The organism is uncultured Thiodictyon sp. (genome assembly GCF_903828115.1).
GTDB lineage: Bacteria > Pseudomonadota > Gammaproteobacteria > Chromatiales > Chromatiaceae > Thiodictyon.
The window spans coordinates 1-3,790 of the sequence record NZ_CAIKKU010000507.1; the positions used below are offsets into that span (position 1 = coordinate 1).

A 3,790-nucleotide genomic window follows, 5' to 3' on the forward strand; every position below is an offset into this window, starting at 1 on the left:
CCCGCGGCTCGCCAGGTCCGCGGCGGTTCCATGCCAGGTGTCTGAGTGCAGTGACCCCCGATGGCGTTTTTGCACACCAAGCGTCCAGTCCGGGTCCCCACCCTTGTTGCGGGTGCCTTCCTCCTCGTCGCGGGCAGCAGCATTGATCCTGGCCCGGAACTCCTCGATCGACTCGGCGGGTCGGCGTACGTCGAAGCGCAGGCCATGGGACTCGTAACGGTAACGGGAACGAATGCCGCGCTCGGCGGGGTTGGGCTCAATGAAATAGGACAGGGTGACGCGCATTTCCACGGGCGTTTCACCCAAGGCTTCCAATTCTTCCAAGGGCCAGGGCAGTTGATGAAGGTGCATCTCTCGGGCCTTGGGCTCCTTGCCTTTGTCCCGCTGAAACGGCGTCAGGCGGTCCTGAACGATCAGGGTCAGTGAGTCCGACGCGCTCCAGCAGGCACGCTCCAAATCAGGAACTCCGTACCCGCAGCGGCGAATCAGGTTCTCGATCTCGCCTTTGTTCGCACGTCCGTTGGCGCGTAGGAATTGTCCTCGCATGGCGGGGGTCCACTCGGCAGAGTGGATAATGAGGGCGCGAATGGTCTCAGGCCAAAGCCCTGGGTAGGCTGCCATGAGTTGCGCGGCCATGCACGCACACTGGGCGGTTGCGGCGCTGGTTGCGTTGGTCGTCGAGAACAGGCGTTCGGTCGGCGCCCTGTGCGTGGTCAGCAGGCTCAGGCTTGGTAGCGCACTGGCGGAAACGGCGTCGCGGCCGGCGTTGCCGCCCTCGAATACTACATCAGGTTTGAGCGGCCAAACGCTCCTCTGCCAGGTCACGGAGGTCGTGCTGAATGGACTGAGTTCGCCAGCCTGGGCGATGGGCTGGTATGCACTCGCATCCGGCTCGGTGATATCGGTGAGTTGAGTGTATGCGCCGACGGTCAACGCATTCCACGCCTGGCCGGGATCATGTATTCCGTCTGAATCCGATGAGTCTGGGTAACTGAGCCAGGCATTGGGGTCACGGACATTACCAGCCGAAATGCAGATGAGCCGCGGGATGAGCCCGGCACCGTCCGCGTCCGCGGCCAACCGGTCGATGACCGCGGACCATGCCGAGGGGCGCCCAAGATCGCGTCCATCCGTGGCCGTGACTGCCATGCTGAAAACGCGAGGTCGAAATGGCGCGGAAATCTCAGGGCGATCGACCGCCTCGCTGGTTAGATACCCATAATGCAGGCTATCCCCGGCGTTGCCGCCATTCTGAGGCAGGAGCTTGACAGACTCCAGGCGGTGCTCGATGAGTACCGGCCCGACGGATTCGAGCGCGGCGCTCAAATCACCGAAGAGCGCCAGGCCAGCCATCTCGGTGCCATGGCCATCAACGTCATCCGTACCCCATCCGGGTTCGACGCTGTGCAAGTCTTCCGCTGCAAGCGCGGGCGAGATCAATGGATGGCCGCGATTGATGCCCGTATCGAGCACACAGACGACCGGCGCGGCCGCGCCCGGTTGAGGGTACTGCGTTCGCTTCAGCAGATCATCGAGCCACTCGCGCTGTTCCTGTGGCGCAATGGCGTCGAAAAAGCCTGCGGCCTCCTTGGCGCGGCGCAACTCGGCAATGCTATTCAGGGTCATGATCGAGCGCTTGAACTGCCTGACGGAGCCCTTGACGAGCACCACCGTTCGCTCAGGAAAATCGACCTGCCCCTTGCTGACGGCGAAATCCAGCCCCGTCGCCAGGCGTCGGAAGTTGATGACCGTCTGTTCGCGGTCCTGGCGGATCAGCAGCCAGACTTCCCACCAGATGACCTCGGATTCATCTCGCGGGAAAGCGTCCTCCGTGTCGGTCCAGAGCTCCTTGATCGCCGCGGTCCGGATGCTCTGGATGGTATTGACGAGCGCATGGTGGTCGCGCACATTGCCGGAGCGGTCCCTGTGTTCCGCCAGGTAGTCCTGAATCAGGCGTTCAAAGTGGGGCAACTTCCCGTCGGGGACGAAGACGGTCGCGACCATCTCGGTCTGGTCTTGGCGGACGTTCAGCAGTTCGATCCCGGTGCGTTCCCGGGCCAGGCTCTCGAAGGCAAGTTCCACGTCCGGGAACCCGGTGAAGCTGATGCTCAGTCCAAAGCCGGCGTCCATCCCCGCCTGCTCTTGCTCGACCTTCGCCCGTTCAGCAACGGGCTTGATGGCCGCCAATTGGGCCAACAGGCTGCCGCCATGGGTCACGCGGTCGCGCTCGGGGAGTTTAGGCCCTGTGATGGGCGTCCCTCGGGTCTGAAATGCCTCGGTAGAGGCGGTGTTCGCCAGAATCAGGTGCGGGCGTCGGTCACGGGTTGAGTCCGTCATGTTTCCTTGTCGCCTGCTTGACGTTTAATTCCTTGCCAGCCGGCTCGCGATGGCCTGGCGCTCACTGATGAAGCCGGCGATGTCGGCCTGCGTGACAGTCTTACGCTCATGGATCAGGGCATCCTTGATCGCTTCGTCGGCCGCGCGGGTGATCTCCGCGAAGCTCAGTCCCGCCGCCGCTTGCGACAATATATCCCAATCGATACCTTGGGTCACCAGGCCGTGCAGCCGGTTCAGGAGCAACAGGTGAATCTGCTCTTGGCCGGGCAAGTCGTAGTGGAGCACGTCGTCGAAGCGCCGGAACAGGGCGTAGTCCAGAATCTCCGGGTGATTGGTTGCAGCAATGATGATGCTGTTGGATAGGTCTTGCTCGATCATCACCAGGAAGCTGTTCAAGACGCGGCGGATCTCGCCCACATCGTTGGTCAGGCCACGCTGGGAGCCGAGTGCATCGAACTCATCGAAAAAATAGATAGCGCGGGTGGCAGCCATGGCGTTGAACACCTGGCGCAGCTTTGCGGCGGTTTCACCCAGCAACTTGGAGATCAGTGCGTCCTGACGCACCGTGAACAGGGGAATGCCAAGCTCTCCAGCGAGGACCCCGGCGGTCAAAGTCTTGCCGGTCCCCGGTGGGCCGACCAGCAGGAGCTTGCGCCTTGGGGTCAACCCGTGCTCGCGGATCAAGGCGAAGTGGCGCTGTTCCTTGATGATCCGCTGAAGCTGCGCGGCGAGCGGGTCGTTCAGCACCATGGAGGAAAGCCTTGCCTTCGGGTAGGTCGCCGATAACAGTTCGGCGAGCGCACCGCGTGGCTTGCCGATGGGGGTCGGGCCCTGGTCGGAACCGGTCTCGGGCTGACCGGTCGCGCGCCGCGCCTTGGCGTCGTCGATGAGCGACCGCAGTTCCGTCGCGAGCTTGCCATGCCCCGCCCGTGCCTCATGGGCGGCGACCTGCATGGCGACCGAGTAAAAGCGGTCGTCGTCCCCCTCCGCATGGGACTTGAGCAGGGCCTTGAGTTGGTCAGCGCTCGGCATGGATCGATACTCGTTGGCGGGTCGATGACGATGCTCGAACGAGAGAAACGCCGCGATCAGTCGTGCGGCCTGGGTAGGTCCGCCTAAGTCGAATCATAGCAGCCAAGCGGCCAGGAAAAACGGTGAATATTTGGGCTGCAAGGGCGACGCCCGCGATGATCGGCCAGTCCGATCGGCTGGAGATGCGCCGCGCGCTCGACCACTGGAAGGCCCAGGGCCTGGACTTCACCCGCCTCCTGATGAAACCCAAGGTCGGCCTGGAGGTCGCCATCTCCAACCGCGAGACCCAGGACCACGGCCTCGACCAGTCGCTCGATCACGAACTGATCAAGCAGGCCCAACCCGCCCTGCAACGCGGCGAGCCGGTCGCCATCGAGACCCGGGTGCACAACTACAACCGCACCTTCGGCGCCATGCTCTC

At 63.3% G+C, this 3,790-nt stretch carries 2 protein-coding genes and 1 pseudogene; 1 reads left to right on the forward strand and 2 read right to left on the reverse strand.

Going from position 1 to position 3,790, the window contains the following annotated elements; translation table 11 throughout:
- Both QZY48_RS18520 and QZY48_RS18525 read right to left on the reverse strand, forming a co-directional pair.
- A partial coding sequence (locus tag QZY48_RS18520; protein WP_295433920.1) for a S8 family peptidase occupies nt 1-2,004 on the reverse strand: 2,004 nt, incomplete at its 3' end.
- A 357-nt stretch (nt 2,005-2,361) separates the two neighbouring features.
- Nucleotides 2,362-3,369: an AAA family ATPase gene (locus QZY48_RS18525; RefSeq protein WP_295433922.1), complete on the reverse strand. Its 1,008-nt coding sequence runs from the start codon at nt 3,367-3,369 to the stop codon at nt 2,362-2,364.
- Between the two features lie 155 nt (nt 3,370-3,524).
- Here QZY48_RS18525 and QZY48_RS18530 point away from each other — a divergent pair.
- Nucleotides 3,525-3,790: pseudogene (locus QZY48_RS18530) on the forward strand (hypothetical protein); the annotation flags it as partial.